Source organism: Rathayibacter oskolensis (assembly GCF_900177245.1).
GTDB classification, from domain to species: domain Bacteria; phylum Actinomycetota; class Actinomycetes; order Actinomycetales; family Microbacteriaceae; genus Rathayibacter; species Rathayibacter oskolensis.
Genome location: NZ_FXBM01000002.1, coordinates 749,905 through 776,551, shown reverse-complemented (window position 1 = coordinate 776,551; position 26,647 = coordinate 749,905). Strand labels below are relative to the sequence as shown.

The following is a 26,647-nucleotide window of genomic DNA, read 5'->3' as shown; positions in this document are numbered from 1 at the left end:
GGCCGACCGCCTCGCCCGCCGCCTCGACAACCCTGACACAGTCGCCCGCGCGGACCCCGCGCGACCGCCCGAGAGGTGGATCCACCATGACCGACCGCGCTACCACTCCTCAGGTCGACCCGCACGCCGCGGTCTCGATCGACGCCGACCTGCCCGCCGGAGCCCCGCTGATCAAGCCCGGCTACGACGACCGGCTCGCGAACGACGACCTCGCCCCGCTCGCCAAGCAGCGGTGGTCGAGCTACAACATCTTCGCGTTCTGGATGTCGGACGTGCACAGCGTCGGCGGCTACGTCACCGCCGGCTCCCTGTTCGCCCTCGGACTCGCGGGCTGGCAGGTGCTCGTCGCCCTCGTGGTCGGCATCGTGATCGTGCAGATCTTCTGCAACCTGGTCGCCAAGCCGAGCCAGGTCACGGGTGTGCCCTACCCGGTCATCAACCGCGCGATCTTCGGGATCCGCGGCGCCAACATCCCCGGCATCATCCGCGGTCTCATCGCGATCGCCTGGTACGGCGTGCAGACCTACCTGGCCGCGCAGTCGCTGAACATCGTCTTCCTCAAGTTCTTCCCCGATCTCGCGTCCTGGAACACTCCCGAGGCGTCCTTCCTCGGGCTCTCGGCGCTCGGCTACCTCTCCTACGCGATCCTCTGGGTCGCGCAGGCCGCGCTCTTCTGGAGAGGGATGGAGTCGATCCGCCGCTTCATCGACTGGGCCGGACCCGCGGTCTACGTCGTGATGCTGATCCTCGCGGTCTACCTCGTCTCGCAGGCGGGCTGGGAGAACATCTCGCTCAACCTCGGCTCGGGCGAGCCTCTCGACTTCGCCGCGTCGATCCCCGTGATGATCTCGGCCGTCGCGCTGGTCGTCGCCTACTTCTCGGGCCCGATGCTCAACTTCGGCGACTTCTCGCGCTACGCCCGGAGCTACAAGGCGGTCAAGAAGGGCAACCTGCTCGGCCTGCCGATCAACTTCCTCTTCTTCTCGCTGCTGACGGTGATCACCGCCTCCGCGACGGTGCCCGTCTTCGGTGAGCTGATCACCGACCCGATCGAGACCGTCGAGCGCATCGACACCTGGTTCGCCGTCCTCCTCGGCGGGCTCACGTTCGTGATCGCCACCATCGGCATCAACATCGTCGCCAACTTCATCTCTCCCGCGTTCGACTTCTCGAACGTCAACCCGAAGAAGATCAGCTGGCGGATGGGCGGCATGATCGCCGCTGTCGGCTCGGTGCTGCTCACCCCGTGGAACTGGTACTCGAACGACACGGCCATCCACTACACGCTCGGCATCCTCGGCGCCCTGATCGGTCCGCTGTTCGGCGTCCTGATCGCCGGCTACTACCTGATCAGCCGTCAGCGCGTCTGGGTCGACGACCTCTACACGATGGGCGAGACCGGTCGGTACTGGTTCTCGAGGGGCTTCAACCCCAACGCCGTCTGGGCGACCGCGATCGGCGGCCTGCCGTCGGTGCTCTCGGTGCTCGTGCCGCGCTGGATCGAGGAGGCGGGGGGCGCCTCCTTCACCTGGCTCGGCGACTACAGCTGGTTCATCGGCTGCGGGCTCGGCTTCGTCGCGATGGCCCTGCTCGAGCGGCGCTCACCGCGCATCGGGCGGCTCGAGGAGGACCTCGAGAACGTGAGCGACGGCTCGCTCGTCTGATCCACCCGCTCCCGGCGTCCGGGGAGGGGGCGGCAGGCGAGGACCGCCCCCTCTCCTCTCACCGCTACTCGAGGACACCATGCTCATCACTGTCATCAACCCGAACACGACCGAGTCGATGACGGAGGCGATCGGCCGCGCCGGACGCTCCGTCGCCTCCATCGGCACCGAGATCGCCGCGGTGACTCCGCCGATGGGGCCCGCCTCGATCGAGAGCCACTACGACGAGGCGCTCGCCGTGCCCGGGATCCTGCACGAGATCGCGCGGGCGGAGACGGCGGGCAGCGACGGTGCGGTGATCGCGTGCTTCGGCGATCCGGGCGTCGACGCCGCCCGCGAGATCGCGAGCGGTCCGGTGATCGGCATCGCGGAGGCGGCGATGCACACGGCGACGCTGGTCGGTCGCGGCTTCAGCGTGGTCACGACCCTGTCGCGCACGAGCGGTCGCGCGTGGGACATCGCGCGGCGGGCGGGCTTCGGCGAGGCGTGCCGCGACGTGCACGCCTGCGACATCCCCGTCCTCGAGCTCGATGACCCGCGCTCCGACGCCCGTCGCGTGATCCTCGCCGCCTGCCGCGACGCGCTCGAGGCCGACGGATCCGACTCCGTCGTGCTGGGCTGCGCGGGGATGGCCGACCTCTGCCGGGAGCTCTCGCGCGAGCTCGGCGTGCCCGTCATCGACGGAGTCGCGTCGGCGGTCCGCCTCGTCGAGGGACTGGTCGCGATGGGCGTCACGACCTCGCGCCGCGACGAGTTCGCCGCCCCGCGCGCGAAGGCGATGAGCGGGCTGCTCGCACCGTTCGAGCTCGCCTGACCGGCGACGCACGAGGGGCCCGGGAGTCGTGACTCCCGGGCCCCTCGGGGTGGCAGTTACTGCTGGGCGGCGCGACGTCGGCGCGTCATGACGAGCGAGACGAGGCCGAGGGCCAGCAGGGCGGCGGCGCCGGAGGCGACTCCCGCCGTCTCGACGCCGGTCGACGCGAGCGTCGGGCCGCCCCGCGTTCCGCCGCGAGTGGTGGTGGAGGCGGTCGTGGTGGTGATCTCACCGGGCTGCGTGACGTGCGCCCGGTAGGTCACGTACTCGAGTCCGCCCTGGGCGGTCCCGAGAGCGCCGACCACCGTGACCATCGCGTCGATGTGGCCCGTGGTGACGGGGTAGCTGAAGGTCCCGCCGCCGTAGAAGGGCGACGCGATCGCGATCTCGTCGAGTCTCACCGCGATGAAGGGGTGGTCCTCCGTCGGCCGGTCGTAGTCCGCCGCCCAAATCACGAGGGTCACCGAGTCGAGGCAGTCGACCGTCTCGATCGCAGGGACGACGACGGTCATGATGCCGTTCGTCGTGCTCGCGGTGACCTCGCCGGACTGGCTGACGACGACCTGTCCGCCGTTGGAGGCGACGCACGCGGCGTAGGCCTCGGAGTCGGCGTCGGGCGCTCCGGGAGTCTCCACGGGAACGTCGAGTCGCACCTCGTCGCCGATCGGCTCGAACGGGCTCTCGGCGGCGCCGACGAAGCCCGCGACCGTCACGAGGACGCCCTGGTCACCCGCGGGGAGTGCGCCGTACCCGTAGGTCACGCCGCGGAACTCGGTTCCCTCGACCGGGAAGACGCCCAGGAGCTCGAGGGTGTACCCGGACTCGGTCGGACGCTCGTAGTCGAGGTTCCAGACCCGCACCTCGGCGCGGTCGAGGCAGTCGGCCACGTCGAACGGAGGAATGGAGACGAGGGGACTCGCGCCGGAGAGAGTCACCGAGACCTCGCCGAGGACATCGCGGGCGACCGTCCCGCCGTTGGCCGCCAGGCAGGCGTCGAGCGCCTCGCTGTCGCTGAGCGCGGGTGCCGCGGTCTGCTCCCCCGAGGGCGCGGGCGAGGCGGGCGCCGGCTCCGCGGTCGGCTCGGTCGTGGCGGTCTCCGTCGGCGTCGGCGCAGCGGTGGCCGTCGGATCGGCCGTCGGAGTGGGCGCAGCCGTCGGAGTCGCGGTCGCCGTAGCCGTAGCCGTAGCCGACGGAATCGGGGTCACCGTGGGCGTCGGGGTCGCCGTCGCGGTGGCGGTCACCGTCGGCTCCGGAGTACTGGTGCTCGCGGCCGCCCCCGGCGCGAGGACGCCGACGGAGAGGCCGACGGCGAGAATGAGGCACGCGAGACGCGAGCGCGAGCGGAGAGGAGCCCCCCGGTGAGACATGGATGTATTCCTTCTCGAGAATGTGGAAGTGGGATCGGCGTCGAAGCTGCCCCCGTGACGCCTGGCTGATGTCTATCAGTGCGCTGAGCACGCGCACATCCTCCGCTCGACGACGTTCTGCATCGATCGCATAACGGGGAGGGCGGAGTCGTCGATCCGCCGGGTGGCACGCGGTTCTGGGAGGATCAGGGCATGGCGATCCTCCGCGACCTGGCCCTCGGCGCACGGCTCTTCGGCCGGGGTCTCGGCACCTGGGTGCGCTCCCCCCGAGCGATGCTCCTCGGTGCGATCCCACCGTTGGTCGTCGGCCTCGTTTTCGTGGGCGTGCTGGCCCTCGTGCTCAGCCGGATCAACGACGTCGTCCTCGCGCTGACGCCGTTCCTCGACGGATGGAGCGACGCCTGGGCCTCGACCGCGCGCCTCCTGCTCGGGATCGCCGCGGTCGGAGCACTGGTCGCGCTCGGCGTGGTCCTCTTCGCCGCGGTGACCCTCCTGGTCGGCGACCCGTTCTACGAGCGGATCTGGCGCGGCGTCGAGAACGAGCTCGGCGGAGTCCCCGACGAGCACGAGACGGGCTTCTGGCGCGGGATCGGCCGGGGGCTGCGCGACTCCGGTGTGCTGGTCGCGACCTCGCTCGGCATCGGCGTCGTGCTGGTGCTGCTCGGCTTCATTCCCGTCGTCGGCCAGATCGTCGGCCTGATCGCCGGCGCCCTCGTCGGCGGGCGCGCCCTCGCCCTCGAGCTGACCGGGTTCGCGGGAGACGCCAGGGGGATGAGCCTCCGCGAGCGCCGACGCCTCCTCGGCGAGCACCGCGCCGTGTCCCTCGGCTTCGGCATCGCGGTCTACCTCGCGTTCCTCGTGCCGGGAGGCGCGGTGGTCGCGACCCCCGCCGCGACGGCCGGCGCGACCCTCCTCCTCCGGACGCTGCGGGGCGAGTCGACCGACCGGATCGCGCCCGCGAGCGTCGAGGGGGCGCCCCGCTGATCCGCTTGGCCGCCCGACCGGCCGTCCCCTAGACTCCCCCCATGCGCACGTCGACCCGAAGCCCCTGGTGGCCCGCCTCCTAGGCTGGCCGACGCGCAGAGACCTCTCGCACACGACCGCCTCATCCGGGCGGTCGTTCTGCATGTCGGGGCCCGGGTGAGGGACACCCCGAACCAAGGACCACGATGACCTCGCTCCTCTCCCGCATCCTCGCCTCCGACGGCTCGCTCCCGTTCGCGATCGTCCTCCGCCAGGGCCGCGACGACGTCGACGTCTTCACGGGCGATGTGGTCGACGTCGAGGGTCTCGCCGACATCCCGCTCGACGGCGACGACGTGCTCACCCTGGTCCCCTACCGGCAGGTGCGCGAGCGCGGGTTCGCGGCGAAGGACGACGGAGCGCCGCTGCGCAACCTGATCGTCCGCGAGCGCGAGAGCGTGCCGCTGGCGGAGGTCCTCCGCCTCCTCCCCGACCGCGAGATCCCGGTGGAGGAGCGCGGCTTCGACGTGCCGGACGACGAGTACGCCGAGATCGTCCGCCGGGTGATCGACGACGAGATCGGCCGCGGAGAGGGCGCCAACTTCGTGATCAACCGGGCGTTCGTCGCTCACACCGACGCGCCTCCGGTCGAGGCGGTGCTGGCCTGGTTCCGCCGGCTGCTGACCGACGAGTCGGGCGCCTACTGGACCTTCGCGATCCACACCCCCGGCTCCGGAGGAGCGCAGACGGTGACCGCGGTGGGAGCGACCCCCGAGCGTCACGTCTCGGTGCGCGATGGCGTCGCGATGATGAACCCGATCAGCGGCACCTTCCGGCACCCCGCAGCCGGTCCGACGGGGGACGAGGTGCTCGCGTTCCTCGCCGACGTGAAGGAGAGCGAGGAGCTCTTCATGGTGGTCGACGAGGAGATGAAGATGATGAGCGCCGTCTGCCCGAACGGCGGACGCATCCTCGGGCCGTTCCTCAAGCAGATGTCGCGGCTCAGCCACACCGAGTACCTGCTCGAGGGCCGGACCGGTCTCGACGTGCGCGAGGTGCTGCGGCTGACGATGTTCGCGCCGACGGTCACCGGCTCTCCGATGGAGAACGCCTGCGCGGTCATCGCCGAGTACGAGAAGGAGCCGCGCGGCTACTACTCCGGCGTGCTGGCGCTGTTCGAGCCCGAGGAGCACGGCTACACCGTCGACGCGCCGATCCTGATCCGCACCGCCTACCTCCGCGAGGACGGCCGGCTCACCGTGCCGGCCGGCGCCACGCTCGTGCGCCACTCGACGCCCGAGGGCGAGGTCGCCGAGACGCGCGCCAAGGCCTCCGGCGTGCTCTCGGCCCTCGGCCTCCTCCCCCACCGCGACATCCCTCCCGCGATCGACCTCAACGCCCAGCCGGGGGTGAAGGAGGCGCTCGAGGCGCGCAACGAGCGCCTCGCCTCGTTCTGGCTGCGGCCGCAGGCTCCCGAGCACATCGAGGGCCTCGCCGGGCACACCGCCCTCATCGTCGACAACGAGGACCAGTTCACGACGATGCTCGCCCACCAGCTGCGCCACCTCGGGATGGACGCGAGGGTCGAGCGCTGGTCGAGCGTGGAGGACGTGCTCTCGGACGACCTGGTGGTGTTCGGCCCCGGCCCCGGTGACCCGCGCGACGACTCCGAGCCGCGGATCGCGCGCCTGCGCGCCCTGATGACCGAGCGGCTCGACTCCGAGCGGCCGATGCTGGCCGTCTGCCTGAGCCACCAGATGCTCTCGCTGCTCGCGGGTCTCCCGGTCGAGCCGCTGCCGGCGCCCCGCCAGGGTGTGCGACTGGCCGTCGACGTGTTCGGCGAGGATGCGGCGATCGGCTTCTACAACACCTTCTCCTCCGTCGCCGGCGAGGGCACGACGCGCACCCCGCTTCTCGACCTCGAGGTCTCGGGCGATGCGGCGACCGGAGTCGTCAACGCGCTCCGGGGCGACGGGGTCGCGTCGGTGCAGGGTCACCTGGAGTCGGTGCTGTCGTCGGACGGGCTGCGGACCCTCGAGCGCCTGGTGCGCACCGCGACCTCGCAGCCGGCCCGCGCGTGAGCGACGTCCGGCTGATCGCGTCGCCCTCCTACTCGCCGGAGCTCCGGGAGGCGGTGGCCGAGAGCGTGCGGGCGGCGGCCGAGGCGGCCCGCGGCTGGTACGGCCGCGGCGACAAGGTCGCGGCCGACGCGGCCTCGGTCGCGGCGATGCGCGAGGTGCTCGCCGAGGCGCCGTTCGACGGCGTCGTCGTCATCGGCGAGGGCGAGAAGGACGACGCACCCATGCTCGCGAACGGCGAGCACCTCGGTCGGGCGACGTCGCCGGTGTGCGATGTCGCCGTCGACCCGCTCGACGGCACGAGGCTGACGGCCGAGGGGATCCCCGGCTCGGTCTGCGTCATCGCCCTCGCGCCGCGCGGCACGATGCTCGACCCGCGCGATGTGTTCTACATGGACAAGCTCGTCTGCTCGGCGGCGGGCGCGGGAGTCGTCGGGCTCGATCTCGACCCGGCCGAGAACGTGACGCGGCTGGCGCGGGCACTCGGCAAGCCGGTGTCCGAGCTGGTCGTCGTCGTGCTCGACAAGCCGCGTCACGCAGGTCTCGTCGCGTCGCTCCGGGCCGCCGGCGTCGCGCTCGAGCTGCGCGGCGAGGGCGACGTGTCGGTCGCGATCGAGGCGGCGGACCCCTCCGGCCGCGTCGACCTCGTGCTGGGTATCGGCGGGACTCCCGAGGGAGTCGTCGCGGCCTGCGCGGTGCGCGCCCTCGATGGCGTGATGGAGGGGCGGCTCGCCCCGCAGACCGCACTCGAGCGGACCAACGCTCTGGCGGCAGGCCACGACCTCGACCGGCTGCTGACCCTCGACGACCTGGTCTCCTCCGACGACGTGCTCTTCGCGGGCTGCGCGGTCTGACCCGCTACGGCACGGCCGGCCCGCGTCAGGGCGCCGCGACTCCGTGCCGCCAGTAGCCGATGAAGGTGATGTCGCGCTTGTCGACGCCCCGCTCGGCGGCGAGGTGGCGACGGGCGCCGGTCGCGAGAGCCGACTCGCCCACCGCGAAGACGGAGGGGCGGCCGGCAGGCAGCTCGGCGCCGCGGAGCACGTCGAGGGCGCGCTCGCCCGGTCGGGCGTGCGCGTCGGCACGCGGGAGCCAGTGCACGGTCACGGCGTCGGAGGAGGCGATCGGCTGGCGGTCGTCGTCGCCGGGCACCTCGAGGAACACCTCCGCGCGGCGGTCCGCGGGCAGCGAGCCCAGGATCCCCGCGACCGCCGGAAGACCCGTCTCGTCGGCGACGAGCAGGCACCAGTCGGTACCGTCCCCTCGCCGGTAGCCGAGACCCTGGTCGAGGATGCCGACGCGATCGCCGACGGCGGCGGTGAGAGCGAAGGTCACGGCCGGTCCCGCCTCTCCTCCCTCACCGTGCACCACGAAGTCGACATCGAGCTCGGGACCGCCGTCGGCGCCCTCGGCGCGATAGCGCCGCACGGTGTAGTTGCGCACGAACGGGCGCCGGGCGCGCGGCATCGCGAGGTACTGCGCGTACCAGAGGGCGCTTGCGCGAGTGGGGAGCCGCAGCTCCTCCTGACCCGGGCGCGGCAGGAAGAGCCGGAACCACTGGTCGTGCCCGAGCGGATGCAGGAGCGCCGCACCCGGGCCGCCGAACGTGACGCGCTGCATGCTCGGCGTCACGCGCACCGTCCGCACCACCTCGACGGTGACGACCTGGGGGTCGGTGGGCCGGGTCGGCGTGAACGAGCGGGACATGCGGGACCTCCGAGCACGCCGTCGGACGCGGCGGGTTCGGTTAGCCTAGCCTTACCAAGCGCCGGTGGGGCAACAGGGGTCAACGGCGAAGAGGTCAACGCCGCAGAGGTGAACGCCCGGGGGTGAACGCCACAGAGGTGAACGCAACGGAGCAACAGAGGTGAACGCAGAAGAACCCCGACTCGCAGTGCGAGACGGGGTTCTCCGCCGACGTAGCGGGAGCGGGACTTGAACCCGCGACACCACGATTATGAGCCGTGTGCTCTAACCACCTGAGCTACCCCGCCGCGCGTTTCCTCCAGGCTCGGCCTGCCGGGAACGGAGCCCCCTGTGGGAATCGGACCCACTACCTCTTCCTTACCAAGGAAGTGCTCTACCAATGAGCTAAGGGGGCGCACCTGCGGGTCTGAGTGCCCGTCTCAGGGCGCGCCCGCGATTTGGCACCGTTAGACAATAGCACCCCGGGCGGGCGGCCCCGACCGCCGCTACGAGGGGGCGGCGTATCGAGACCGGCCTCCCTACGAGCGGCTCGCGGCGTCCAGCGCCGACAGCTCGTCCGCGGTCAGCACGAGCGACGCCGAGGCGACCAGAGCCGGCAGCTGCTCCACGACCCGGGCGCTCGCGATCGGAGCCACCACGCCGGGCTGCGAGCGCAGCCACGCCAGCGAGACGGTCGCGACCTCGACTCCGTGGGTCGCGGCCACCGCGTCGAGAGCCGCGAGGACTCGTCGTCCTCGCGCGTCGAGGTACTTCGCCGCACCGGAGGCGCGCGGGCCGTCGGGAGTCGTCCCGTCGCGGTACTTGCCCGTCAGGAACCCGGAGGCGAGCGCGAAGTAGGGCACGACGGCCAGGCCGGCCTCGCGGGCGAGCGGCACGAGGTCGGCCTCGATGTCCCGCTCGACCAGGTTGTAGTGCGGCTGCAGAGCGACGGGCGCGTGCAGCCCCTCCGCCTCCGCGATGCGCAGCCACTCGCGGATGCGGTCGGCGCTGAGGTTCGACACCCCGATCGCGCGCACGAGTCCCTCGTCGACGAGCTCGGAGAAGACGCGGGCGATGTCCTCCATGGCGACGGCGTCGTCGTCGAAGTGCGCGTAGTAGAGGTCGATCCGATCGGTCTGCAGCCGCTCGAGCGACGCGCGGGCCGCTGCCCGGACGTTCTCGGGCGAGAGACCGGGGAACCGCGGGTGGCGGCTCACCTTCGTCGCGATCACGACGTCGTCGCGCGACCTGCGCCGGGTCAGCCACTCGCCGATGATCGTCTCGGACTCGCCGCCCTTGTTGCCGGGCACCCACGAGGAGTACGAGTCGGCGGTGTCGATGAAGTCGCCTCCGGCGGCGACGTAGCCGTCGAGGACGTCGTAGGAGGTCTGCCGGCCCGCGGTCCAGCCGAAGACGTTGCCGCCGAGCGACAGGGGGAACACCTCGATCCCGGAGTCGCCGAGCGGTGCGCGGGTGGAGGAGTCGTGGGCCGGTGGTGCGCTGTCGATCGTCATCATCCGATTCAACCCCTGAGCACATGCTCGCGAGACCCCCGTCCCCGGCATCTGCGGCAAGCACTCAGGTGCACCTCCGGCGTCTCGGTTCCACGAGCGGGACCCACGAGCCGGACACCCCCTGCGGGAACCGCGAGCCGTATCCGGGGAAGCGCGTCGCAGCGCTTCCCCGTCGGCGAGCGCACCCCGCTCCACGAACCGTGACCACCCGATCGAGCCGACCGCGCGGAGCCGGGCCGGGACCGGCTCCGAATCAGGCGCGGGGGTAGTCGGCGTAGGCGAAGCGCGTCGAGTCGGGCGCCCAGCCCGCGACGTTGATCGTGCCCTGCCCGCCGAGGAGCCGCTGCACGACCCGGCCCGGCTCGGTGCCGGAGGACGGGCCCCGCAGCCGCAGCTCGACCGGGAGGTTCTCGGGGTGGCCGATCGTCCCGGAGGGGTAGGCGAGGTAGAGCAGGTGCGCGCCGTCGGGCGAGACGTGAGGGAACCAGTCGACCGTGTCCGACTCGACCACGCGCTCGAGGCCGGAGCCGTCGCGGCGCATCCGGAACAGCTGCGCACGACCCGCGCCGCCCCCCGCGCGCTCGGAGTTGAAGTAGAGAGTCTCGCCGTCGGGAGCGACGTCGACTCCGTCATCGGGGTGGGCGTCATCGGTCAGGGCGGTGAGCGGGCCTCCGGAGGCGGGCATCGTGTAGACGTTGGTCACCCACTGCCCGGAGGCGTCCTCGCCGCCGCCGATCAGGGCCAGCAGCGAGCCGTCGGGCGAGACGCCGTGCAGGTAGTGCTTGAAGCGGCCGCCCTCGGGGTCGGCGGTGAGGCGGCGGGCCGGCGCTGAGGCGTCGAGGGCCACCGCGTAGAGGTGCCCGTCGCGCGCCGAGACGTAGGCGACGCCTCCCTCGGGTGCGAGGACGTGGTCGTTGTTGAGCTCGTCCGGCACACCGTCGAGCGCGATCGGCTGGAGCCGCCCCGCCTCCGCCCCCTCGAGTCCGAGCCGGAACAGGCCGCCGTCGCCGTTGACGACCAGGAACGAGCCGTCAGGAGACCAGTTCGGTGCCTCCACCAGGAGCGAGTCGGACTCGAAGACCGTGGTCGCGACACCGCTGGCGACGTCGTGGATCCGGATGCGGCAGAGCTGGTCGGGAAGCAGGGAGCGGGCCATGCCCCGAAGATACGGCGCCCGGCAACCCTCCGGGCACTCAGCTTCGGCCGCGCACCCCTCCGTTACCCTTGTCGTGCGACCGCGCTGAGTATGCCTTGGGAGGAACATGTGATGCTCCTCATCCTCTCGATCACGTTCGCTCTCGCCGTCGTCACGCCGTGGATCGTCGACCGGGTCGGCCCGAAGGCCTTCTACGGCCTCGCTCTCGTCCCGGCGGGCACCTTCGTCGCCACCGCGTCCTCGCTGCCGACCGTCCTCGACGGAGGCGAGATCCGCGAGAGCGTCCCGTGGATCCCGTCGCTCGACGTCGCCCTCTCGTTCCGCCTCGACGCCCTCTCGATGGTGCTGGCGCTCGTCGTCAGCGGGGTCGGCGCCCTCGTGCTCGTCTACTGCGCGAGCTACTTCCGGCGGGACGAGCCGTCGCTCGGCCGCTTCGCCGCGCTCCTCTTCGCCTTCGCCGGCGTGATGTACGGGCTGGTCACCGCCGACGACGTGATCATCCTCTTCGTGTTCTGGGAGGCGACCAGCGTCCTCTCCTACCTCCTGATCGGGCACTACAGCGGCCGCAAGGAGAGCAGGGGAGCCGGCCTGCAGGCCCTGCTCGTCACCACGCTCGGCGGGCTCGCGATGCTCGTCGGAGTCGTGATCCTCGTGGTCCAGGCCGGGACGACGAGTCTCGAGGGGATCGTCGCGGCGGCCCCGTCGGGCCCGATCGTCTCGGTCGCCCTGGTGCTCGTCCTGCTGGGCGCCTTCTCGAAGTCGGCCCTCGTGCCGTTCCACTTCTGGCTGCCGGCCGCGATGGCCGCGCCGACCCCGGTCAGCGCCTACCTCCACGCCGCGGCGATGGTCAAGGCGGGCATCTACCTCGTCGCGCGCCTCGCGCCCGGCTTCGCCGACGACGCCGTCTGGCTGCCCGTGATCGTCTGCGTCGGTGTGTGGACGATGCTCGTCGGCGGCTGGCGCTCGCTCCGCCAGTACGACCTCAAGCTCGTGCTGGCCTACGGCACCGTCAGCCAGCTCGGCTTCCTCACGGTCGCCGTCGGGTTCGGCTCGCGGGACGCAGCTCTCGCCGGGCTGACCCTCCTCCTCGGCCACGCGTTGTTCAAGGCCCTGCTCTTCCTGGTCGTCGGTATCGTCGACCACCGGGCGGGCACCCGCGACCTGCGCAAGCTCAGCGGGATCGGCCGCCGGGCACCGGTGCTCGCGGCCGCCGCGCTGATCGGCGTGCTCTCGATGGCGGGGATCCCGCCGCTGCTCGGCTTCGTCGCCAAGGAGGCCGTCTTCACGAGCCTCCTCGGGGCCGGTGAGCAGGGCTCGGTCTGGGGCTGGATCGCCCTGGTCGGCCTCGTGCTGGGCTCGATCCTCACCGTCGCCTACTCGGCCCGCTTCTTCTGGGGCGCCTTCGCCCGCAAGAAGGGCCTCGAGGACACGCACCTGCACGCCGAGCCGTGGGCCTTCACCGCGGCTCCCGTCGTGCTCGCCGCGGTGAGCGTCGTGGGAGGCGTCGCCGCGTCGGTCCTCGATCCGCTCAGCGCCGTCTACGCCGACACCCTGCCCCTCGCGGCCGCCGACGCCGACCCCGTGCTCGCGGCCGAGGCCCTGGCCGAGCACGGCACCTACCATCTGGCCCTCTGGCACGGCTTCGAGCCGGCGCTCGGTCTCAGCGCCCTCGTGATCGCGATCGGCCTCCTCCTCTTCGCCAAGCGGGTCGCCGTCGCGAAGGCGCAGTCGATGCTGCCGAACCGCATCGACTCGGCCGAGGGCTACTGGGCCACCGTGCGCTGGCTCGACCGGGTCGCGAGCACGGTCACCGAGTTCGTGCAGCGCGGCTCGCTCCCCCGCTACCTCACAGTGATCTTCGCCGTCTTCGTCGGCGGCGCCGGCAGTGCGGCGGCGTTCACCCGCACCTGGCCCGACGAGCTCGTGTTCTGGGACAGCCCCGGTCAGCTCGCCGTCGCCGCCGTGATGATCGTCGCCGCGATCCTCTGCGCGGTCGCCCGCAACCGCGTGGCCGCGGTCCTGCTCGCGGGCGGCACCGGCTACGGGATGGTCGCCCTCTTCGCCCTCCAGGGTGCCCCCGACCTCGCCCTCACTCAGGCGCTCATCGAGACGGTGACCCTGGTGGTCTTCGTCCTCGTCCTGCGGCGACTCCCGACCCGGATCGCCGCGAAGCACCAGCCGATGCGCAAGCGCCTGCGCGCGGTGATCGGCATCGCGGTCGGCGCCGTCATGGCCGTCGTCGCGACGATCGCCCTCGGCGCCCGCACGGCGACGCCCATCTCGGCCGAGCTCCCCCGCCTCTCCTACGAGGAGGGGCAGGGGCGCAACATCGTCAACGTCCTGCTCGTCGACATCCGCGCCTGGGACACGATGGGCGAGATCTCGGTCCTCGTCGTCGTCGCGACGGGTGTCGCGAGCCTGATCTTCCTCTCCAGCAGGGCCGGAGGCGCGCCCCGCCTCGAGTCGCAGAGCGCCGCCGACCGCGCCGAGCGCGCCCTCGACCTCACCGCCCCGGCGAAGGACGCCGAGCAGAGCGGTGACCGCGGCTCGTGGCTCGTCGCCGGGCGGACGCTGCGCCCCGAGAACCGCTCGATCGTGCTCGAGGTGCTGGTGCGCCTCCTGTTCCACCCCGCGATGATCGTCTCGGTCTACCTGCTCTTCACGGGTCACAACACCCCGGGCGGAGGCTTCGCGGGCGGCCTGCTCGCCGGTCTCGCCCTGGTCGCCCGCTATCTCGCCGGCGGACGCTTCGAGCTCGGCGAGGCCGCTCCGATCGACGCCGGCAAGGTGCTGGGCCTGGGTCTCCTCTTCGCCGTCGGCACCGCGGTGTCGTCGCTCGTCTTCGGACTCCAGGTGCTCGAGTCGAGCTGGCTCGACCTCGAGGTGCCGATCCTGGGCGAGCTGCACATCGGCACCTCCACCCTCTTCGACATCGGGGTCTACTTCATCGTGATCGGCCTGGCCCTCGACATCCTCCGGAGCCTCGGCGGCGAGGTCGACCGCCACGGTGAGGAGGCCGAGCGCGGTGAGTCCTCCGGCGACGGCGTCACCCATTCGACCGACGGCGACTCCCCCGGGCCCGGTGCCGGCACGGTCGACGGACTCGAGACGAAGCTGCCCACTGGAGCGACGGTCGTCGGCGGACCCGGGCGGGGAGACGAATGAGCGTCACCCTCGTCCTCGTCGTCGTGATGGCGGTGCTCCACGCCGCCGGCGTCTACCAGATGCTCGAGCGCAGCCTGACCCGGATCCTGATCGGGTTCCTCCTGATCGGCAACGCGACCAACATCCTGATCCTGCTGATGGCGGGGCGAGCGGGTCTCGCGCCCTTCGTGACCGACGACGGCCGCTCCTACGAGCAGATCGCCGACGAGATGGCCGACCCGCTCCCCCAGGCCCTGATCCTGACGGCGATCGTGATCACGTTCGGAGTCTCGGCGTTCCTCCTCGCGATGATCTACCGGCGCTGGCGCCTCGCCAACGCCGACCAGGTCGAGGACGACGAGACCGACACCTCCGTCCGCGCCGACGCGGCCGGCATCTCGGCGCAGACCACCGCCGACGACAGGGCGCTCGACGATCTGCTCGAGGCGAGCGACGAGGGCACGGCGTCCAAGCACGGCGAGAGCGCCATGACCGATGACAGGAAGGAGGAGCGATGACCGCGCTGATCCCCCTCGTCGTCACCCTCCCCCTGCTGGGGGCGGCGGTCGCGCTGATCCTGGGCCGCCACCGCCGCGCTCAGATCCTCGTCAACATCGTGACGCTCTCGGCCGTCCTGGTGATCTCCTCCGTGATGCTGGTGATCGTCCTCACGGGCGACGGAGGCGGCAGCGCGGTCTACGTGGGCGGCTGGGAGCCGCCGTGGGGCATCGTCCTCGTCGTCGATCCGCTGTCGGCTCTGATGCTCGTGATCACCTCGATCACGCTGCTCGGGGTCCTCCTCTTCTCCGTCGGCCAGGGCCTCGTCGACGGCAATCGCGAGACACCGGTCACGATCTTCCACCCGACGTACCTGATCCTCTCGGCGGGCATCCTCAACGCCTTCGTCGCGGGCGACCTCTTCAACCTCTACGTCGGCTTCGAGATCCTCCTCGCGGCCAGCTACGTGCTGATCACCCTCGGCGGCACCGCGCCGCGCATCAGGGCGGGCACGACCTACGTGGTCGTCAGCCTGGTCTCGAGCGTCTTCTTCCTCTCGGCGATCGGCCTGCTCTACGGAGCCACGGGAACCGTCAACATGGCGCAGCTCTCGATCCGCATCGCCGAGCTCCCCGCCGATGTGCAGCTGGTGCTGCACGTGATGCTGCTGCTGGGCTTCGGCATCAAGGCGGCGGTCTTCCCGCTGTCGTTCTGGCTCCCCGACTCCTACCCGACCGCTCCGGCCCCGGTCACCGCCGTGTTCGCGGGCCTGCTGACCAAGGTCGGCGTCTACGCGCTCATCCGCACCGAGACGCTGCTCTTCCCCGGGGGCGCGCTCACCGAGGTCCTCCTGGTCGTGGCTCTGCTCACCCTGGTCGTCGGGATCCTCGGAGCCGTGGCGCAGGCCGACATCAAGCGGATGCTCTCGTTCACCCTGGTCTCGCACATCGGCTACATGGTCTTCGGCATCGCGATCGGCACCCAGGCGGGCTATGCGGCGACGATCTTCTACGTGATCCACCACATCACCGTGCAGACGACGCTGTTCCTCGCGACGGGTCTGATCGAGCGCGTCGGAGGGACGACCTCGATCCTCCGGCTCGGCGGGCTCCTCAAGGCCTCGCCCCTGCTCGCCCTGCTCTACTTCATCCCCGCGATGAACCTCGGTGGGATCCCGCCGTTCACCGGGTTCCTCGGCAAGGTCGGACTCTTCGTCGCCGGAGCCGAGTCGGCCGTCGAGCAGCCGGACTGGCTGATCTGGGCCGTGATCGGCGCCGGAGCGGTCACCTCGCTCCTCACCCTCTACGCCGTCGCCCGTGTCTGGAACATGGCGTTCTGGCGCCGCCAGGAGGAGGTGCCCGGCTACGAGTCGCCCCTGATCGATCAGCTGCAGGAGGACCCGCACGACACCGGAACGGTCCGAACGCGCCACTCGCCCCCGATGATGGTGCTCGCGACCGCCGGGATGGTGCTCGTCAGCGTCGTCCTGACCGTCGGCGCCGGACCGCTCTACGACGCGAGCGAGCACGCCGCCGCAGCGATCGCCGACCCCGCCACCTACATCGCGACGGTCTACCGCGACTCGTCCTTCGGAGAGGAGGGGCCCCGATGAGCCCCCGCCGCCGCGTCGACTTCTGGAACCGCTTCGCGATGTTCGTCACACTCGTGGGCATCTGGGTGCTGCTCTGGGACGACGTCTCCGTGCTCTCGATCGTCTCGGGATTCCTCGTCGCTCTCCTGATCACCCGGGTCTTCTACCTCCCGCCCGTCGAGTTCTCGAACCGGGTGAACCCCTGGTACCTGGTGGTGTTCCTCGTCCGCCTCGCCGCCGACATCGCCGTCGCCTCGGTACGGGTGTCGTGGCAGATCGTCACTCTGCCGGTCCCCGTGCACAACGCGATCGTCGCCGTGCACCTGCGCAGCCGCTCCGAGGGGATGCTGGTCTGGACCACCGAGGCCGTCTCGCTCGTCCCCGGCTCCCTGGTGATCGACGTCGATCCGCAGCAGAACGTGCTCTACCTGCACGTTCTCGGTGTGACGCACGACGAGACCCACCGCATCGAGGAGGTGCGCCGCACCGTGCTCGAGACGGAGGCGCGGATCGTGCGCGCCATCGGCTCGCGCGAGGACGTCGAGCGGGTCAGCCGGCCCCTCGCCGACGGGGCGGGGGCCCTTCGATGATCGACTGGCTCGCCTGGATCCTGGTGCCCCTCTTCGGCGCGGCCACCCTGCTCTCGCTGGTGCGCATCCTCCGCGGACCCTCGATCCTCGACCGCGTCGTCGCCGCCGACGTGCTGGTCGCCACGATCATCTGCGGGCTGGGCGCCGAGATGGCGGTCAACCAGCACGCGAGGACGCTCCCCGTCGCCCTCTGCCTCGCGCTGTTCGCGGTCTTCGGCTCGATCAGCGTCGCGAAGTTCTTGGCCAACCGCGAGGAGGACTGACATGGACGCCTTCTGGGACGTCGTCACGGCCGTGCTCGTCACCGCGGGCGCCGTGCTGTCGCTGGTCGCGGCGATCGGGCTGCTCCGCTTCGACGATCTCCTCTCGAGGATGCACGCGGGTACCAAGCCCCAGGTGCTCGGTCTCATCTGCGTGATGCTCGCGGTGGCGATCCGCAATCCGGGCTTCGCCGCGGCCGGCACCGTCGTGCTGGTCATCGGCTTCCAGCTGCTGACCGTCCCCGTCTCGGCCCACATGGTGGGGCGGGCGGCCTACCGCGCAGAGGCCGTGTCGACGGGGTTCCTCGTGGCCGACGAGCTCGCCGACGCGGTGAGCCGGGCCGACGAGCAGGCGCGGACGGGCCCGGAGTCGGGACACGCCTCCGAGGAGGCGGTGGAGCGATCGGCCGCGCCGCAGCCCGAGGACGAGCACGGACCGGCCGCGACCGCCTAGGCGAGCGTGAGCACCGCCGCCTGCGCAGCCGCCCCCGTCATCGTGCGCGCGGCGTAGCCGCCGATCGCGAGCGTCGCGGCCAGGAGCCCGCCGATCAGCAGGACGAGCAGCGGCACGACCCAGAGCAGGGCCCTCCGACGTCGGGCTCGGGCTTCGTCGGGGGTCTCATCGCTCACCCGTCGACCCTAGGGCAGAGCACTCGCGGCCAGGGGACGCGATCGGTGCCCCGTTATCCTTGACGCCATGACCCTGGACACCGCTCTCTCCGGCGCGCCCGAGAACTCCGCCGCCACCGACCCCGGGGCACCGAGCGTCCCGGGCTCCGAATGGTGGCGGACGGCGGTCATCTACCAGATCTACCCGCGCTCCTTCGCCGATGCGGACGGCGACGGGATCGGCGACCTGCCGGGCATCACCTCCCGGCTCGACAGCCTCGCCGAGCTCGGCGTCGACGCGATCTGGCTCTCGCCCTTCATGACCTCCCCGCAGAAGGACGCCGGCTACGACGTCGCCGACTACTGCGACGTGGATCCTCTCTTCGGCACCCTCGCCGACTTCGATGCGATGCTCGCGCGCTCGCACGCCCTCGGCATCCGCATCATCGTCGACCTCGTGCCCAACCACTCCTCCAGTGCGCACCCGTCGTTCCAGGAGGCGCTCGCGGCGCCCGCGGGGAGCGCCGAGCGCGCCCGCTACCTCTTCCGCGATGGACGCGGCTCGGAGGGCGAGCTGCCCCCGAACAACTGGGAGTCGGTCTTCGGCGGCCCCGCCTGGACCCGCATCACGGAGCCGGACGGCACGGCGGGCCAGTGGTACCTGCACCTCTTCGACACCTCGCAGCCGGACTTCGACTGGACGAACGAATGGGTCCGGGAGCGCTTCCGCGAGATCCTGCGGTTCTGGCTCGACCGCGGGGTCGACGGCTTCAGGGTGGACGTCGCGCACGGCATGATCAAGGCCGCCGGGCTGCCCGACTACACCCCGCCCGCCGACAGCGGCTCGATGGGAGGCATCGCGCCGGCGGACGGCGAGGACCCCGAGACCGCGCCCTACTGGGCCCAGGACGGCGTGCACGAGATCTACCGCGACTGGCACGAGCTGCTCGCCGAATACCCCGACGACCGCGTGCTCTGCGCGGAGGCGTGGGTGCAGCCGCTCTCGAAGCTCGCGCGCTGGGTGCGCCCCGACGAGATGCACCAGGCCTTCAACTTCGCCTACCTCGAGACTCCGTGGGAGGGACCCGCCCTGCGGGACATCATCGACTCCTCCCTCACCGCCTTCGCGAGTGTGGGTGCGCCCTCGACCTGGGTGCTGTCGAACCACGACGTCGTGCGGCACGCGAGCCGCCTCGCGCTCACCTCGGACAACCCGCAGGGCTACGGCATCGGCCCGCTGACCCCCGGCCTGCCCGACCCGGTCCTCGGCCTTCGTCGCGCGCGCGCCGCCTCCGCGCTGATGCTGGCGCTGCCGGGCTCGGCCTACGTGTACCAGGGCGAGGAGCTCGGACTCCCCGAGGCGATCGACCTGCCCGACTCGGCCCGACAGGACCCTACCTGGTTCCGCACGAGCGGCGAGCGCTACGGCCGCGACGGCTGCCGCGTTCCGCTGCCCTGGCAGGCCGGCGCGCCCGCCTACCGCTTCAACGACGGCGGGGCGTCGTGGCTGCCGCAGCCGCTCGACTGGGCGCCGTACGCCCGTGAGACCCAGCGCGGAGTCGCGGGGTCGACCCTCGAGCTCTACCGGTCGCTCCTCGCCGTCCGCCGCTCGGAGGGGCTGGGCGCCGGCTCCGTCGAGTGGCTGGAGGGCTTCCCGGAGGAGGTCGTCGCGTTCCGCAACGGAGGCGTCGTCGTGATCGCGAACACGGGCTCGACTCCGGTGGCGCTGCCGGACGGCTCGGTCGTCCTGGCCTCGGAGGAGCTGGCGGGCGCGACGCTGCCGGGCGACACGACGGTCTGGCTGCGCGCGAGCTGAGGCGGGCGCGGCCCGGCGGGGTCGCCTCGACGGGATCGCGGCGTGCGATTCGCAGGTGCTCGCGCGCGTTCCGGCACGGTGCATGCGGCGGAGAGCGCTCTTCCGCCGGCAGCGCCCGCAGATCGCACCCGCTCCTGCGGATCGCACCGGACGCGTGCGGATCGCGCCGGCGAACGGCGCCGGATCAGCGGTTCGCGTTCGCCTTGAGCCAGAGGTACGAGTCGACCTTCGTGGTGCCGTCGAGGCGGATCTCGAAGTGGAGGTGCGGCCCGGTCGACATCCCGGTCGTGCCGACGAGGCCGAGCAGCTGGCCGACCTTGACCGGGTCGCCCTCGCTGACGGCCGCCGAGCCGTGCTGCATGTGCGCGTAGACGCTCGAGACCAGCTCGCCGTCGATCTCGTGGTCGACGATCACGTGCACGCCGAGCGAGCCCTCGCCGTCGACGACGGTGCGGACGACGCCGTCCGCGATCGACTGGATCGGGGAGCCGTCGCCGGGGTTGAAGTCGGTGCCGCCGTGGTTCACCGAGCAGCCCGCGCAGTTGCGGTAGCCGAACCTGTCGCCGACGGGCACCCCGACGGCGAACGGCCACTGGATCGACGCGTTGGGGTCGTTCGTGAAGCCGGTGTCGGAGGTGCGGCCGATGTCGGCCACGTTCGTCTGGGTCTTGCGCTCCTGCACCCCGAAGCCGTCACGCGAGGCCGTCTCGGCACCGACCTCGCCGGCGACGAACGACTGGGATCCGCGCTCCTGGCCGCCGGTGACCGACGTCATGCTCTGCGCCTGGACGTCCTCGGCGGTGAGCAGGGAGGTCGCGGGCACCGAGGTCGCAGCGATGATCGCCGCGGCGAACGAGAGTGCGACGAGGCCGCCGAGTCGCCTCCCACCCTGCGCGGGTCGCAGCGCGCCGACCCGGGGCGCGGGAACCGGAGCCGGCGGGGTCCTCCGCGAGGCGGCGACGCGACGCTCGGCCTCCTGCAGCTGCGACACGCTGACGGCGCCGTCGGAGGCGACCTCGGCCGCGAGGGCGGCGGCGCGCTCGCGCTCGCGGAGCTCGCGACGGGAGAGGGGTGGGGTCGATTCGCCGAGGGTCGATGCGGAGGCAGCGGGGGCGGGCGAATCGGGGCTCACGAAATCGGGATCTTCCGTCGGGGACAGGGAGGGGGAGGGCGCTCCGTCAGGGGTCGAAGCGCTTCCCGGGTGCTCATGACCGCAGCCTGTGCGAATGTCACGAATTCATAAAGGATGCCACGAGGGGGTTGAAAGGGCCACAGGCCGAGGCCGTGACGCTCGATTCGGTAGTCCCACGGGGCCGAGAGCACCGATTGCGTGCGCGACGATGTATTCGCATGCACCGGGTCCGCGTCCGGGAACCCTGTCGTGAACGGTCACACCTCGTCGGCGCGGAGCCTCCGGAGCAGAGCCTCGAGCTCTCCGAACAGCGGGTCGGGCGCCGCGATGAGCAGGTCGGAGCCGGCAGCGCGACCGTCGAAGCCGGCCACGCGAGCCCCCGCCTCCTGGGCGATCAGAGCGCCGGCGGCCAGATCCCACGGGTTGAGCCCGCGCTCGTAGTAGGCGTTGAGCTGCCCCGTCGCCACCGCGCAGAGGTCGAGGGCCGCCGAGCCGATGCGTCGGATGTCCCGCACCGATCCGAGAAGCTCCTGCACGACCGCGCCCTGGCGCATCCGCCTCCCGGCGTCGTAGCCGAAGCCGGTGCCGACCAGCGCGAGCGAGAGCGGGGCCGGCGGCACCGCGCGCAGCGGCACGCCGTCGCGCTCGGCCCCCTCCCCCGCCGCCGCGGTCCACGCCTCTCCGGTGGCGCCGTTCACGACCGCCCCGGCGAGCGCCGTCCACGTCGTCGGATCGGGCTCCCCCTCGACCACCGCGATGCTGACCGCGTACGACGGGATGCCGTAGAGGTAGTTGACGGTGCCGTCGATCGGATCCACGACCCACGTCAGTCCGCTGGTCCCGCCGCCGCCGCCCGACTCCTCGCCGAGGAACGCGTCGTCGGGTCGCGCCTCGGCGAGCCTGCGCCGGATGAGCTGCTCGACCTCGCGGTCGGCGGCGGTGACCACGTCCTCCGGCGACGACTTCGATGCCGCGACCTCGACCCCGTCCTGTCGACGCTGCCGGGCGAGGTGCGCGGCCTCCACGGCGATCGAGCGGGCGATGGCGAGGAGGGAGGCGTTGGCGCTCATGCCCCCAGCCTAGGGACCGCCCGGCAGAGCATCATGGGAGGCATGAGCACCGAGCAGCCGATCGCCCTCACCGGAGTCACCGGAGCCGTGGGGGGAGGCGTCGCGCGGCTCCTCGCTGCGCAGGGGCTCCCCCTCCGGCTTCTCGCCCGCGACCCCTCGCGGGCCCCGCGGCTCCCGGGAGCGAGCACCGTCCGCGCCTCCTTCACCGAGGTCGGCGGTGCCCTGGACGGCGCGCGGGTGCTGCTGATGGTGTCCGCCTCCGAGAACGAGGACCGCCTCTCGGAGCACCTGTCGATGGTCGCGGCCGCGACGGCAGCGGGCGTCGAGCACGTCGTCTACACCTCCTTCGCCGGCGCCTCGCCCACGGCGACCTTCACGCTCGCCCGCGATCACGCGGCGACGGAGGAGGCGATCCGCGCCTCCGGCATGGCCTTCACCTTCCTGCGCGACAACCTCTACCTCGACTTCGTGCCCGAGATGCTCGGCGACGACGGCGCGATCCGCGGGCCGGCGGGCGACGGCCGGGCCGCGCTCGTCGCCCGGGAGGACGTGGCCCGCTCGGCAGCCGCGATCCTCCGCGACCCCGCCCTGCACCGCGGCGCGACCTACGAGCTCACCGGTCCGGAGGCGCTCACCTTCGCCGAGATCGCGGCGACCCTCACAGACTCCGGCCGTCCCGCCGTCTTCGTCGACGAGACCCTGGAGGAGGCGTACGCCTCCCGCGAGCGCTGGAACGCCCCGCGCTGGCAGGTCGACGCATGGGTCAGCACCTACACGGCGGTCGCCGCGGGCGAGCTGGCGCACGTGTCCGACGACGTCGAGCGCCTCACGGGACTCGCGCCCGTCTCGCTCCGGCAGTTCCTCGGCCGCAGCCGCCCGCCTCTCGACTGAGCGGTCGTCGCCGAGTCGCTGTTCCTTGACACCTCGCCGACGGAGGAGGAATCTCCCGTTCAGGATGCTCTTCTCGTCAGGGCGCCTCCCCCGATCAGGACGCTCAGAGCGGAGCACCGGATGACGACAGCGACCGTCGCGTTCGACGCCGCGTCGGGTGGGTGGCTCGTCACTCGCGACGGCTCGTCCGGCAGGGAAGGCCCGTTCCGGACGCAAGCGCTCGCGATGAGCGCGGCCTCCGCCGGGCTGGCCGCGGCGGGCGGAGGGACCCTGCTCGTGCAGGGCAGGCACGGTCCGGTGCGCCTCACGAGGACGATCGCGCCGGAGGCGCGGGTCGCGTTCACCCCGCACGACGCCCTCGCCGCGGCCGAGGCCGGTCTCGGGCGCATCGCAGGCGATCAGACGACCGACTCCGGCGACGACGCCCTCGAGAAGGTGCTGCTGATCGGCCCCGGCGCCGAGAGCAGGCGTGCCGTCTCGACGGCGAACAGGTGGCTCGACGTCCTCGTCATCGCGGCGGGCCTCATCGGGCCGGCCCTCGGCATCCGCCTCATCGACCCGGGTCTCGACGGCGGAGTCGCCGCGATCGTCCTGTCGACCCTGTCGATCTCGGGAGGCGTCTTCGTCGCGTTCCTCATCATCGTTGCGAACGGCGAGCACTTCGCGAGTCGTTCCGGCGCGGTGGGAGCCGCACTCGTCCTGGCCGGGTCGCTCGTGCTGTCGAACGTGCTGGCGATCGGCGTCGGTCAGCCGACGACGCTCGACCAGGACGGAGGCCTTCTCGCGAACCTCCAGCGCGTCTCGCGCTACGGCATGCCGCCCGACCTGAAACTCGCCGCTCTCGCGGTGACGGTGGTGGCCTCGGTGCTCCTCGGCGGGATCGCCGTCTACGGCCCGGTGGGAATGGTGCTGTCGGTCGCCTGCGGCGCCCTCGTCGGCTGGCGCGCGCACGACCTGATCAGCTAGCCCGCCGCCCTCCGCGGATCACCCGCCCGAGCGAAGAACCCTCGCGGCCCCTCCGAGGAGTCGACCGGAGTGCGCCAGAAGCACTGGTCTTCCCAGAAGCACTGGTCGTTCCAGAAGCACCGAGCTTCCAGCAACGCTTGCTTCCAGGACGAGAAACTCACCGAGATTGCTGGTGTTAATAAGCACAGTGGCGAGTGAGGGATTCGAACCCCCGAAGGCTACGCCGTCTGATTTACAGTTTGATCAGGCGACTGACCGCAGTTGTCCTATGGCATCCGTCCCCGGCGTTTGCTGCCGGGCCGCCAGCGAACGCGTACCCGGCATCAGCCGCCTCAATCCCTCGAAATCCGCCCTTCTGTGCTCACGAAGTGCTCACGGCGGGAGGAATGGAAGTCGCCAACTCCTGGCCCAGGATCCGCGAGAGATAGGCGACAGCTTCGTCGCGAACCTCGATCGGCGGTGGTCCCTGGTCGTAGTGCGCGTAGGGGTCGAACTGATACTGAGTGAGCGGCAGATCGATCTCGAAGAGCCGGTCCGAAGTCGCGAAGTGAATCCGCGCGTGATACATGCCGGAGGCGACCCGAGAGCCGTGCGGCTCCAGCAGTAGCACCGATCCGCTGTCGTAGTCGATCCAGACGAGCGTCAGAGTCACGTCCGACATCCAGTCGAGCCCACGTTCTTGGTCACCGCCGTACGCCGGGAACCGCGAAAGCAGATCGTGCTTGAGGTACCCCCCGCCTCGTCGGAACTCCATCGGTTTCCAGTCGACCATTTCGTGCCTCTCGTTCGGGTTCAGGACGAGCCCATGCTGGCGGGGAAAACTTTGCGAGGGAAGCGCCGCGAACCTCGGATTTCAGTAGCGGGCCAGAAGAGCGAGCTTTGCGGCCTCCAGTGAGGAGAAGACCCCGACGCTCTGCGGCATATCACCGCGACTGAACGCTTCGAACCCCTCGTCGACCTGACGGATGAATCCCATGTCGCTGCTGTCGGAGGCGATGCCGTACACCTGATTACGAACTTCCCAGTAGGGACCGTTGCCGAGCAGGACCACGTCCGGTGTTGCCTCCGCCATGAAGGACTCCAATCTGTTCCTCGCGAAGTCTCTCGCGTTGGGCGAACACGGCGAAACCCCCGGGCCCAGCTCCTCAGCTACCCGGGGGTTCCGTTGTGTCCCGACGCCCTCACCCGGCGGGAGTAGTGCGCGGCCTACGCGGCCGCGCACTTGATCTTCTGGATCGCGGCCGCGTGGGGGAACGCGAAGGAGACGCGCATGACGGCGCGGATCGCGGTGCGGTAGCTGGTGAAGTAGGCGGAGGTGTCGATGTCGAGTTCGACGTCGAGGCGGCGGACGACGATCGCGCGATCGAGTTCGACGTCGAGGCGGCGGACGACGATCGCGCGGACCTGCGGGATACCCCAGACGGTGCCGGGAGCGACTCCGGGGCTCGTGAGCAGGGGGACGCCCTGGAGGAGCCTGCGGGTCGCCGCGGTCGGGTCAGAGCCGAGGAGGGGCTTGTTCGAGCCGGAAATCGTTTCCTTCAGCTTCGCGAGGGCGAGCGCGTCGGCGGGGTTCGCCACGAAGGAGTCGATGGTGAGCCCGAGGCCGTCAGCGTTCGCGATGGCCTCCGCGAAGGGGTCGAGGTTCGCTCAGGCGGTGCCCGCGGTGACGGCCGTGAAGCCGACGAGGTCGCCGAGGCCCTTCGGCTGGACGAGGTTGGCGCCTCGGGAACCGAAGTAGGCGAGGTCGATCTTCCGGGCGATGTCGCGGGCGAGGCCGTCGCCGATGATGTTCTGCGCGGCTGGGGAAGAGTCGCGGGCGAGTTCGTTCGTGATGACGGTGAGTCCGGCGATCTTCGCGGGCTCGACGACGACGTCGTCGATCTTCGGGTCGGACGCGCCGATCTCTTCGCCCTCGGCGACCCACGCGGCGGAGGGGTCCTCGGTGACGAGCGGGATGTGGGTCCGGGTCGCCTCGGTGGCGATGAGGGTCGATGCCTGGATCGCGACGGAGGCGCGCTCGACGGGCAGGACGATGAGGTCGTCGGTCTGGTCCGGGGTGATGCCGCGGACGTTGGTGGTGGAGGTCTTGACGGTCATGGGAGAGCCCCTTTCGGGCAGCGAGAAACGGGGGAGGTCGTTCGATCACTGCCCGCAAGGGGCGGAGTTCTGGAGTGCCCGCAGGGGGCGGCCGAGCCGCGCACGGCGGAAAGGTATACCGAGGATACCATTCGCCACCGACATCGGCCGCCCGAGACGCCTACTGCGAGAGGACGTCGCTCCATGTGGCCTTCTGCTCGCGCAGGCGCGAGTGCTCGTAGCCCGACTCGCCCCCGGCGATCCCCGGCCCGGAGCGGGTCGAGACCTTCGGCATCTTCCAGTGCGGCCGGGTCACGAAGAGCGCTTCGATCGCGTCGTTCAGCTTCTCCCTGTCGATCGAACCGTCCTCGCCGAGCACCGACGTGATGTCGATCCGGTCGACGACGTCGGCGACCGCGGTCGGCAGCGCGCGGAGGCGGTTCGCGGCCTCGGCCACCTGGCCGCGCTGGGCCGCACGGGCAGTCTCGGTCAGGCGCGCGATCTCAGCGTCGGCGTCGCGGAGGCGGCCGCGGGCGCTGGCCTCGGCGGCGCGCTTCTCGCGGAGCAGCTTCGCGAGCCGCTCCGGCGGCAGGGACGCAAGGTTGTCGGCCTCCTCCTCGTCGGGGGCGTCGGTCGTCTCGGCATCCGGCTCGACGGTGTCCGAGGTCTCGGCATCCGGCTCGACGGTGTCCGAGGTCTCGTCGGGGACCTCCGTCGTCTCGTCGGGCTCGATGGTCTCGGGGGTCAGGTCATCGGTCATGG

The 26,647-nt window shown here is 71.4% G+C and carries 24 protein-coding genes, 3 tRNA genes and 1 pseudogene; 14 read left to right on the top strand and 14 right to left on the bottom strand.

Going from position 1 to position 26,647, the window contains the following annotated elements:
• The first annotated feature begins 86 nt into the window (after positions 1-86).
• Entirely contained in the window at positions 87-1,664 is a 1,578-nt protein-coding gene (locus B9Y99_RS12685; protein WP_085476933.1) for an NCS1 family nucleobase:cation symporter-1, read from the top strand.
• 79 nt (positions 1,665-1,743) lie between these two features.
• Entirely contained in the window at positions 1,744-2,478 is a 735-nt protein-coding gene (locus tag B9Y99_RS12680) for an aspartate/glutamate racemase family protein (protein ID WP_085476932.1), read from the top strand.
• A gap of 56 nt (positions 2,479-2,534) precedes the next feature.
• On the opposite strand, the gene B9Y99_RS18830 is transcribed toward B9Y99_RS12680, so the two are convergent.
• On the bottom strand, positions 2,535-3,845 hold the full coding sequence (locus tag B9Y99_RS18830; protein ID WP_165759619.1) for a hypothetical protein: 1,311 nt from the start codon (positions 3,843-3,845) through the stop codon (positions 2,535-2,537).
• Between the two features lie 192 nt (positions 3,846-4,037).
• Here B9Y99_RS18830 and B9Y99_RS12665 point away from each other — a divergent pair, with 192 nt between their 5' ends.
• The 3 genes from B9Y99_RS12665 (at position 4,038) to B9Y99_RS12655 (ending at position 7,740) form a co-directional block, all read left to right on the top strand.
• Positions 4,038-4,829 (top strand): EI24 domain-containing protein, encoded by a 792-nt coding sequence (locus tag B9Y99_RS12665; protein WP_085476930.1) that lies wholly within the window; start codon positions 4,038-4,040, stop codon positions 4,827-4,829.
• Between the two features lie 185 nt (positions 4,830-5,014).
• Positions 5,015-6,889 (top strand): anthranilate synthase family protein, encoded by a 1,875-nt coding sequence (locus B9Y99_RS12660; RefSeq protein WP_085476929.1) that lies wholly within the window; start codon positions 5,015-5,017, stop codon positions 6,887-6,889.
• Positions 6,886-7,740 carry a class II fructose-bisphosphatase family protein gene (locus tag B9Y99_RS12655; RefSeq protein ID WP_085476928.1) on the top strand — a complete coding sequence of 285 codons (855 nt, stop codon included), beginning with the start codon at positions 6,886-6,888 and terminating at the stop codon, positions 7,738-7,740. Before B9Y99_RS12660 ends, B9Y99_RS12655 begins: the two co-directional genes overlap by 4 nt.
• 25 nt (positions 7,741-7,765) lie before the next feature.
• Here B9Y99_RS12655 and B9Y99_RS12650 read toward each other — a convergent pair whose 3' ends face one another.
• The 5 genes from B9Y99_RS12650 to B9Y99_RS12630 all read right to left on the bottom strand — a co-directional run bounded on the left by B9Y99_RS12650 (position 7,766) and on the right by B9Y99_RS12630 (position 11,242).
• A complete protein-coding gene (locus B9Y99_RS12650) occupies positions 7,766-8,593 on the bottom strand; it encodes a siderophore-interacting protein (RefSeq protein WP_085476927.1) in 828 nt (275 codons plus the stop codon).
• A gap of 213 nt (positions 8,594-8,806) precedes the next feature.
• Positions 8,807-8,880: transfer RNA gene (locus B9Y99_RS12645), tRNA-Met, on the bottom strand.
• Between the two features lie 35 nt (positions 8,881-8,915).
• Positions 8,916-8,987 (bottom strand) — tRNA-Thr (locus B9Y99_RS12640).
• Positions 8,988-9,111: 124 nt separating this feature from the next.
• The gene (locus tag B9Y99_RS12635; protein WP_085477400.1) at positions 9,112-10,086 is read right to left on the bottom strand and encodes an aldo/keto reductase; all 975 of its coding nucleotides are present in this window, start codon (positions 10,084-10,086) and stop codon (positions 9,112-9,114) included.
• A gap of 253 nt (positions 10,087-10,339) precedes the next feature.
• Positions 10,340-11,242 (bottom strand): TolB family protein, encoded by a 903-nt coding sequence (locus B9Y99_RS12630; protein WP_085476926.1) that lies wholly within the window; start codon positions 11,240-11,242, stop codon positions 10,340-10,342.
• Between the two features lie 111 nt (positions 11,243-11,353).
• On the opposite strand from B9Y99_RS12630, the gene B9Y99_RS12625 reads away from it, so the two are divergent.
• From B9Y99_RS12625 to mnhG, 6 genes are read left to right on the top strand one after another with little or no spacing between them, the layout of a single operon-like run.
• The gene (locus B9Y99_RS12625) at positions 11,354-14,407 is read left to right on the top strand and encodes a Na+/H+ antiporter subunit A (protein WP_085476925.1); all 3,054 of its coding nucleotides are present in this window, start codon (positions 11,354-11,356) and stop codon (positions 14,405-14,407) included.
• Positions 14,404-14,904 carry a Na(+)/H(+) antiporter subunit C gene (locus tag B9Y99_RS12620; RefSeq protein ID WP_085476924.1) on the top strand — a complete coding sequence of 167 codons (501 nt, stop codon included), beginning with the start codon at positions 14,404-14,406 and terminating at the stop codon, positions 14,902-14,904. The genes B9Y99_RS12625 and B9Y99_RS12620 overlap by 4 nt, the downstream gene beginning before the upstream one ends.
• Positions 14,901-16,496 carry a Na+/H+ antiporter subunit D gene (locus B9Y99_RS12615; RefSeq protein ID WP_085476923.1) on the top strand — a complete coding sequence of 532 codons (1,596 nt, stop codon included), beginning with the start codon at positions 14,901-14,903 and terminating at the stop codon, positions 16,494-16,496. The genes B9Y99_RS12620 and B9Y99_RS12615 overlap by 4 nt, the downstream gene beginning before the upstream one ends.
• Positions 16,493-17,065, top strand: a complete 573-nt coding sequence (locus B9Y99_RS12610) for a Na+/H+ antiporter subunit E (RefSeq protein WP_085476922.1) — start codon at positions 16,493-16,495, stop codon at positions 17,063-17,065. Before B9Y99_RS12615 ends, B9Y99_RS12610 begins: the two co-directional genes overlap by 4 nt.
• Positions 17,062-17,328, top strand: a complete 267-nt coding sequence (locus B9Y99_RS12605) for an MrpF/PhaF family protein (protein ID WP_085476921.1) — start codon at positions 17,062-17,064, stop codon at positions 17,326-17,328. Before B9Y99_RS12610 ends, B9Y99_RS12605 begins: the two co-directional genes overlap by 4 nt.
• 1 nt (position 17,329) lies before the next feature.
• The gene (gene mnhG, locus B9Y99_RS12600; RefSeq protein ID WP_085476920.1) at positions 17,330-17,779 is read left to right on the top strand and encodes a monovalent cation/H(+) antiporter subunit G; all 450 of its coding nucleotides are present in this window, start codon (positions 17,330-17,332) and stop codon (positions 17,777-17,779) included.
• Here the strand turns inward: mnhG and B9Y99_RS18530 are convergent.
• A complete protein-coding gene (locus B9Y99_RS18530; RefSeq protein WP_129588023.1) occupies positions 17,776-17,955 on the bottom strand; it encodes a hypothetical protein in 180 nt (59 codons plus the stop codon). The two genes, mnhG and B9Y99_RS18530, sit on opposite strands and share 4 nt — an antisense overlap.
• 67 nt (positions 17,956-18,022) lie before the next feature.
• Between B9Y99_RS18530 and B9Y99_RS12595 the strand changes: the two genes are divergently transcribed.
• On the top strand, positions 18,023-19,750 hold the full coding sequence (locus tag B9Y99_RS12595) for a glycoside hydrolase family 13 protein (protein ID WP_085476919.1): 1,728 nt from the start codon (positions 18,023-18,025) through the stop codon (positions 19,748-19,750).
• Between the two features lie 184 nt (positions 19,751-19,934).
• On the opposite strand, the gene B9Y99_RS19380 is transcribed toward B9Y99_RS12595, so the two are convergent.
• A complete protein-coding gene (locus tag B9Y99_RS19380; protein ID WP_085476918.1) occupies positions 19,935-20,882 on the bottom strand; it encodes a M23 family metallopeptidase in 948 nt (315 codons plus the stop codon).
• A gap of 257 nt (positions 20,883-21,139) precedes the next feature.
• Positions 21,140-21,952 (bottom strand): inositol monophosphatase family protein, encoded by an 813-nt coding sequence (locus B9Y99_RS12585; RefSeq protein WP_085476917.1) that lies wholly within the window; start codon positions 21,950-21,952, stop codon positions 21,140-21,142.
• Positions 21,953-21,994: 42 nt separating this feature from the next.
• On the opposite strand from B9Y99_RS12585, the gene B9Y99_RS12580 reads away from it, so the two are divergent.
• Together B9Y99_RS12580 and B9Y99_RS12575 are read left to right on the top strand one after the other, a co-directional pair.
• On the top strand, positions 21,995-22,843 hold the full coding sequence (locus B9Y99_RS12580; RefSeq protein ID WP_085476916.1) for an SDR family oxidoreductase: 849 nt from the start codon (positions 21,995-21,997) through the stop codon (positions 22,841-22,843).
• A gap of 120 nt (positions 22,844-22,963) precedes the next feature.
• Complete coding sequence (locus B9Y99_RS12575) at positions 22,964-23,809, top strand: DUF2188 domain-containing protein (RefSeq protein ID WP_085476915.1); 846 nt, start codon at positions 22,964-22,966, stop codon at positions 23,807-23,809.
• 188 nt (positions 23,810-23,997) lie between these two features.
• On the opposite strand, the gene B9Y99_RS18825 is transcribed toward B9Y99_RS12575, so the two are convergent.
• The 5 genes and pseudogenes from B9Y99_RS18825 to B9Y99_RS12555 form a co-directional block, all read right to left on the bottom strand.
• A tRNA-OTHER gene (locus tag B9Y99_RS18825) sits at positions 23,998-24,076 on the bottom strand.
• A gap of 94 nt (positions 24,077-24,170) precedes the next feature.
• Positions 24,171-24,581: a hypothetical protein gene (locus B9Y99_RS12570; RefSeq protein WP_085476914.1), complete on the bottom strand. Its 411-nt coding sequence runs from the start codon at positions 24,579-24,581 to the stop codon at positions 24,171-24,173.
• A gap of 81 nt (positions 24,582-24,662) precedes the next feature.
• Positions 24,663-24,881 carry a hypothetical protein gene (locus B9Y99_RS12565; protein WP_085476913.1) on the bottom strand — a complete coding sequence of 73 codons (219 nt, stop codon included), beginning with the start codon at positions 24,879-24,881 and terminating at the stop codon, positions 24,663-24,665.
• A 134-nt stretch (positions 24,882-25,015) separates the two neighbouring features.
• Positions 25,016-25,906, bottom strand: a pseudogene (locus B9Y99_RS19255) (phage major capsid protein).
• Between the two features lie 160 nt (positions 25,907-26,066).
• Positions 26,067-26,645 carry a hypothetical protein gene (locus B9Y99_RS12555; protein ID WP_085476912.1) on the bottom strand — a complete coding sequence of 193 codons (579 nt, stop codon included), beginning with the start codon at positions 26,643-26,645 and terminating at the stop codon, positions 26,067-26,069.
• Between the last annotated feature and the right edge of the window lie 2 nt (positions 26,646-26,647).

What these genes read in the sequence shown, in the direction of transcription:
- B9Y99_RS12685 (WP_085476933.1), top strand. Translation starts at nt 87, where the DNA reads ATGACCGACCGCGCTACCACTCCTCAGGTCGACCCGCACGCCGCGGTC.
- B9Y99_RS12680 (WP_085476932.1), top strand. Translation starts at nt 1,744, where the DNA reads ATGCTCATCACTGTCATCAACCCGAACACGACCGAGTCGATGACGGAG.
- B9Y99_RS18830 (WP_165759619.1), bottom strand. Translation starts at nt 3,845, where the DNA reads ATGTCTCACCGGGGGGCTCCTCTCCGCTCGCGCTCGCGTCTCGCGTGC.
- B9Y99_RS12665 (WP_085476930.1), top strand. Translation starts at nt 4,038, where the DNA reads ATGGCGATCCTCCGCGACCTGGCCCTCGGCGCACGGCTCTTCGGCCGG.
- B9Y99_RS12660 (WP_085476929.1), top strand. Translation starts at nt 5,015, where the DNA reads ATGACCTCGCTCCTCTCCCGCATCCTCGCCTCCGACGGCTCGCTCCCG.
- B9Y99_RS12650 (WP_085476927.1), bottom strand. Translation starts at nt 8,593, where the DNA reads ATGTCCCGCTCGTTCACGCCGACCCGGCCCACCGACCCCCAGGTCGTC.
- B9Y99_RS12635 (WP_085477400.1), bottom strand. Translation starts at nt 10,086, where the DNA reads ATGACGATCGACAGCGCACCACCGGCCCACGACTCCTCCACCCGCGCA.
- B9Y99_RS12630 (WP_085476926.1), bottom strand. Translation starts at nt 11,242, where the DNA reads ATGGCCCGCTCCCTGCTTCCCGACCAGCTCTGCCGCATCCGGATCCAC.
- B9Y99_RS12625 (WP_085476925.1), top strand. Translation starts at nt 11,354, where the DNA reads ATGCTCCTCATCCTCTCGATCACGTTCGCTCTCGCCGTCGTCACGCCG.
- B9Y99_RS12620 (WP_085476924.1), top strand. Translation starts at nt 14,404, where the DNA reads ATGAGCGTCACCCTCGTCCTCGTCGTCGTGATGGCGGTGCTCCACGCC.
- B9Y99_RS12615 (WP_085476923.1), top strand. Translation starts at nt 14,901, where the DNA reads ATGACCGCGCTGATCCCCCTCGTCGTCACCCTCCCCCTGCTGGGGGCG.
- B9Y99_RS12610 (WP_085476922.1), top strand. Translation starts at nt 16,493, where the DNA reads ATGAGCCCCCGCCGCCGCGTCGACTTCTGGAACCGCTTCGCGATGTTC.
- B9Y99_RS12605 (WP_085476921.1), top strand. Translation starts at nt 17,062, where the DNA reads ATGATCGACTGGCTCGCCTGGATCCTGGTGCCCCTCTTCGGCGCGGCC.
- mnhG (WP_085476920.1), top strand. Translation starts at nt 17,330, where the DNA reads ATGGACGCCTTCTGGGACGTCGTCACGGCCGTGCTCGTCACCGCGGGC.
- B9Y99_RS12595 (WP_085476919.1), top strand. Translation starts at nt 18,023, where the DNA reads ATGACCCTGGACACCGCTCTCTCCGGCGCGCCCGAGAACTCCGCCGCC.
- B9Y99_RS12585 (WP_085476917.1), bottom strand. Translation starts at nt 21,952, where the DNA reads ATGAGCGCCAACGCCTCCCTCCTCGCCATCGCCCGCTCGATCGCCGTG.
- B9Y99_RS12580 (WP_085476916.1), top strand. Translation starts at nt 21,995, where the DNA reads ATGAGCACCGAGCAGCCGATCGCCCTCACCGGAGTCACCGGAGCCGTG.
- B9Y99_RS12575 (WP_085476915.1), top strand. Translation starts at nt 22,964, where the DNA reads ATGACGACAGCGACCGTCGCGTTCGACGCCGCGTCGGGTGGGTGGCTC.
- B9Y99_RS12570 (WP_085476914.1), bottom strand. Translation starts at nt 24,581, where the DNA reads ATGGTCGACTGGAAACCGATGGAGTTCCGACGAGGCGGGGGGTACCTC.
- B9Y99_RS12565 (WP_085476913.1), bottom strand. Translation starts at nt 24,881, where the DNA reads ATGGCGGAGGCAACACCGGACGTGGTCCTGCTCGGCAACGGTCCCTAC.
- B9Y99_RS12555 (WP_085476912.1), bottom strand. Translation starts at nt 26,645, where the DNA reads ATGACCGATGACCTGACCCCCGAGACCATCGAGCCCGACGAGACGACG.